Origin of the sequence: Pseudomonas sp. K5002 (assembly GCF_013386655.1) — a bacterium.
Classification (GTDB): domain Bacteria; phylum Pseudomonadota; class Gammaproteobacteria; order Pseudomonadales; family Pseudomonadaceae; genus Aquipseudomonas.
The window spans coordinates 1-2,803 of sequence record NZ_JACARK010001150.1 but is presented as its reverse complement, the minus strand read 5'-3'; the positions used below and the strand labels follow the sequence as shown (position 1 = coordinate 2,803).

Genomic DNA, 2,803 nt, shown 5'->3' with positions numbered 1-2,803 from the left:
GGGCAGTGGCAGGCCTGCGTTGCGGGCCTTGACCATCACCGACACCACCATTGCGCCGCCGGCCGAATCGCCCGAGAACACGATGGACCTGGGGTCATTGCCCTGGTCGAGCAGCCAGCGATAAGCCTGCAACGTGTCATCAATAGGTACGGGGAACGGATGCTCGGGCGCCAGGCGGTAGTCGGGCAGGTAGACTTTTGCACCCAGCAGTTTTGCGAAGTGGCCAGCAAGGCCCAGGTAGCCCCGCGGGCTGCCGCCGACATAACCACCGCCGTGGATGTAAAGCAGCACCTGGTCACCCTCAAACCCATCAGGCACGACCATCATGCCCGGTACGCCACCCATATCGACGTCACAAAAGCTGACACCGGCGGGAATCGGATGGGAACAAAGCACCTGCTCATAAGCCTTGCGCTGCTCATTGAGGGTGAGGGTGGTTTCCTGGCCCGTGAGAAATGGGCCGAAGTCAGCGGCGCAGGCAACCCACGCGTCGAGATGGGCCTGGACAAGGGGAGTGAATGCCATGGGGGAGAACCTCATAAAGTGATCCCGATACCGGGATTAGCGATTGAGGTTCTATTTTATGGATTCTATTGGAGAACGAATTTCACCACTGCGGCGCCTGTGGGGATCAGCTGCCGCTGTCAGTGCGACGGCTGCTGACTTCAGCCGGCACATCATCCCCGGCCATGCGCTTGCGGAACAACGCGGTGCGTGCCAGCAGCAACGTCGTCACCGGCACCGTGATCGATAGCAGAATCGGGATCAACCAACCGTGCAACACCGGCCCGGACTTGAGCACCGAAAAGTAGATGATCGAGGCCAGCGCCACACACCAGGCGCCCAAGGTCGAGGCCAACGCCGGCGGGTGCATGCGCTGGAAGAAGTCTTTCATCCGCAACAACCCAATCGCCCCAATCAGCGCAAACAGGCTGCTAAGCACCAACAATACCGCGACGATCACTTCAACCCACAGCGGCAACACATCGACATTGATCATTCGATCACCTCCCCACGCAGCAGGAATTTCGCCAGGGCAAACGACCCCACAAAGCCAAACAGCGCAATCAACAGCGCCGCTTCAAAATACGTGTCACTGGCATACCGAATACCCAGCACCAGCATCATCAGCATGGCCAGGATGTACAGGTAATCCAGCGCCAGCACCCGGTCCTGGGCCGACGGGCCTTTGAACAGGCGCACCAGGGTCAGCACCATGGCCAGGGAGAACAGGAACAGGCTGAACAGGATCGCATTGGAGAGCAGGGCGCTCATTCGAAGATCTCCATCAGGGGCCGTTCGTAGGCGTGTTTGAAGTGCTCGATAAACTGCGCTTCGTCATCCAGGTCGAACACGTGGATCAGCAGGACGCTGCGGTCCAGGGCCAGTTCCGACCATACGGTGCCCGGCGTCACGCTGGTGATCATCGCCAGCACGGCCAGGCCGTTGGCATCCCGCAGGTCCAGGGGGATCTTGATAAAGCGCGAACGCGGTGGGCGAGAGCCGCAGGTCAGGATGCCCCAGGCCACGGCGAGGTTGGAGATGATCACGTCACGCCCCACCAGGAAGAACAAACGGATGATCACCCCCGGGCGGCGGATGCGGATCGGCAGCGGGCGCAACGGCGCCATCATCAGCGGTGCGGCAAAGCCGAGGATTGCCCCCAGCAGCAGGTTGCCGGGGCTGACGGACAGGTTCAGCACCAGCCACAACAACCACAATGCCAATGACAGCCACGGGGCAGGGAACAGGCGCTTCATGGCTGCACCTCCAGGGCGGCGGCCTTGGCTTCAGGGCTCGGCACCGGACGCGTCGCCATGACCGCCATCACATAGTGTTCCGGGTTGTTCAGGCTCTCGGCGGCCGCCTGGGTATAGCGCATCAGCGGCTCGGCCTTGAACGTCAGGGCGATGCTCAGGCCCAGCAGGAAGAAAATCGGCACGCATTCGAAGCGGCGCAGCAGCGGCGATGGACGTTCTTCCGGGGTCCAGAAGCGCTGGATGCCGAGGCGGGCGAAGGCGATCAGCGAAGCCAGGCCGGAGAAGATCAGCAGTGCCACCAGGCCCCAGGCGGCCGGACGCACCGGTTCGTCGATGGCATTGCCCAGGCCCATCGGGTTGATCAAGGCGCTGAGCAGGCTGAGCTTGCCGATAAACCCGGACAGCGGCGGCATGCCGATGATCAGCAGGGCGCAGGCGATAAAACTCAGGCCGAGGAACGCGACCGTCCAGGGAATCACCTGGCCGACTACGGCTTTCTGTTCGTCGTCGAGGTTGGTGCCGGGCGGCGGATGCAGGGATTCCATGGCCTTGGGCAGGGCTTCGATTTCGTCGTCCAGGGGCATGTCGTTGGCCGAGCGCGAACGCTCGATCAATTCGGCCAGCAGGAACAGCGCACTCAGCGCCAGGGTGGAGCTGACCAGATAAAACAGCGCCCCGGCGGTCAGGCTTGGCTGGGCAAACCCCACCGCCGACAGCAGGATCCCAGCGGACACCAGGATGCTCAGGCTGGCCATGCGTTCCAGGCGTTGCGCCGCGATCATCGCCAGCGCCGCGCAGACGATCGTTGCCATGCCGCCGTAGATCAGCCAGTCGCCGCCAAACAGTGCCGAGGCACCCGCCTGGCCGGAGAACAGCAGGTTCCACAGACGCAGCACGGTGTACACGCCGACCTTGGTCATGATCGCAAACATCGCCGCCACTGGCGCACTGGCCGAGGAGTAGGCAGGCGCCAGCCAGAAGTTCAGCGGCCACATTCCGGCCTTGGCCAGGAAGGCGACGGCGAGGATGCCCGCACCGGCATG

The 2,803-nt window shown here is 62.9% G+C and carries 5 protein-coding genes; all 5 read right to left on the bottom strand.

Features of this window, described 5'->3' with window-relative positions:
* The coding region (locus tag HX846_RS34265) for an alpha/beta hydrolase fold domain-containing protein (protein WP_178967152.1) at positions 1 to 525 on the bottom strand (525 nt) is incomplete at its 3' end.
* Positions 526 to 631: 106 nt separating this feature from the next.
* On the bottom strand, positions 632 to 1,000 hold the full coding sequence (locus HX846_RS34260) for a Na+/H+ antiporter subunit G (RefSeq protein ID WP_003211753.1): 369 nt from the start codon (positions 998 to 1,000) through the stop codon (positions 632 to 634).
* Positions 997 to 1,275 (bottom strand): K+/H+ antiporter subunit F, encoded by a 279-nt coding sequence (locus HX846_RS34255; protein ID WP_003211751.1) that lies wholly within the window; start codon positions 1,273 to 1,275, stop codon positions 997 to 999. The genes HX846_RS34260 and HX846_RS34255 overlap by 4 nt, the downstream gene beginning before the upstream one ends.
* Positions 1,272 to 1,760, bottom strand: coding sequence for a Na+/H+ antiporter subunit E (locus tag HX846_RS34250; RefSeq protein ID WP_003211750.1), 489 nt, complete (start codon positions 1,758 to 1,760; stop codon positions 1,272 to 1,274). Before HX846_RS34250 ends, HX846_RS34255 begins: the two co-directional genes overlap by 4 nt.
* Positions 1,757 to 2,803 (bottom strand): proton-conducting transporter membrane subunit (locus tag HX846_RS34245; protein ID WP_306173194.1); only part of this gene is annotated, 1,047 nt, incomplete at its 5' end. The genes HX846_RS34250 and HX846_RS34245, both read right to left, overlap by 4 nt.

What these genes read in the sequence shown, in the direction of transcription:
- HX846_RS34260 (WP_003211753.1), bottom strand. Translation starts at nt 1,000, where the DNA reads ATGATCAATGTCGATGTGTTGCCGCTGTGGGTTGAAGTGATCGTCGCG.
- HX846_RS34250 (WP_003211750.1), bottom strand. Translation starts at nt 1,760, where the DNA reads ATGAAGCGCCTGTTCCCTGCCCCGTGGCTGTCATTGGCATTGTGGTTG.
- HX846_RS34255 (WP_003211751.1), bottom strand. Translation starts at nt 1,275, where the DNA reads ATGAGCGCCCTGCTCTCCAATGCGATCCTGTTCAGCCTGTTCCTGTTC.